The organism is Aeromonas veronii bv. veronii (assembly GCF_000820225.1).
Lineage (GTDB): Bacteria > Pseudomonadota > Gammaproteobacteria > Enterobacterales > Aeromonadaceae > Aeromonas > Aeromonas veronii.
In genome coordinates this window covers 1-1095 of record NZ_CDDK01000045.1, presented here as the reverse complement: position 1 = coordinate 1095, position 1095 = coordinate 1, and the positions used below count along the sequence as shown (strand labels likewise).

Below are 1095 nucleotides of genomic sequence, written 5' to 3'. Positions count from 1 at the left end.
TGTCTAGTCCTGAAATAGGTTTACACATTTTCAACTAGCATTTCTCTACTCAGAACCCCCTATGTACCGCATCGGGGGTTCTGTATTTCAACGCATGATGCGGCCGCTCCGCGTTGTAAATATCCACCGCCTCACGCACCATTTCCCGCGCTTGTGCCAAATCCTGCGGGCTTTGCAACAATAACTCTCCTTTCAAAATCCCGTTCACCCGCTCCGCCAACGCATTCTGGTAACAGTCATACCCATCCGTCATCGAGCATTTCACCCCGTACCGTTCATGTAATGACTGATACAGCCCCGAGCAATACTGCACGCCGCGGTCAGAGTGATGGATTAACTCCCCGCCGCCACGCCGTTGCTTCAGGGCTTTCCTGAACGCCATCGCCACCGACTCGGCATGCATTCCTTCGTGTACGTGATGGCCTACTATCTTGCGTGAGTACGCATCCGTCACCAGGCTCAGGTACAGTGGCCCGCTCCTGGCTGGCAGATAGGTGATATCAGCGACCCAGACCTGCTCCGGGGCCACCGGCGTGACCTGCTCTGGCCCCGCCTTGAGCAAGTTGGGATGACGGTAGAAACGGTGAAAACTGTGGGTGGTCTTGTGATACGCCCGCTTAGGCTGCACCAGCAAGCGGTGCTCGGCCAATATCCGAAACAGCCTGTCACGCCCGACCTTGAGCCCGCCATCATCCTGACCCAGCAGCAGATAATGCAGCTTGCGAGTGCCCACCCGAGGTTGTCGCAGTCGAACCTGACGCACGAAGCGCACCACCTGCAATACTTGTGCATGGCGCTCGTCGGCGACCCGATTGCGCTTGTAGTAAGCCTGCCGGCTTATCCCCAGAAACAGGCAAGCCCTGACGATGGTCAGCTTCTCGACTTGCCGCTGCGAGAGGACTTGCCGGGTCGCTTTTTTACGATGGAGACGCCGTAGTCATTCTTCAGTACATCGACGACGGCCTCAAAAAACTGGGCCTTCTGGCTCATCAGTGCCAGCTGTTGCTCGAGTTCCTTGATGCGCTGTTCGGGCGTCTGGTTGTCGGGGTCAGGCATGGTGATGCTCCTGCCGGCACGCACAGAAGCCCCCTGGCT

The 1095-nt window shown here is 57.4% G+C and carries 1 pseudogene; it reads right to left on the bottom strand.

From position 1 onward, the window contains the following. Positions 1–49 precede the first annotated feature (49 nt). Positions 50–1095, bottom strand: a pseudogene (locus BN1139_RS19470) (IS3 family transposase); the annotation flags it as partial.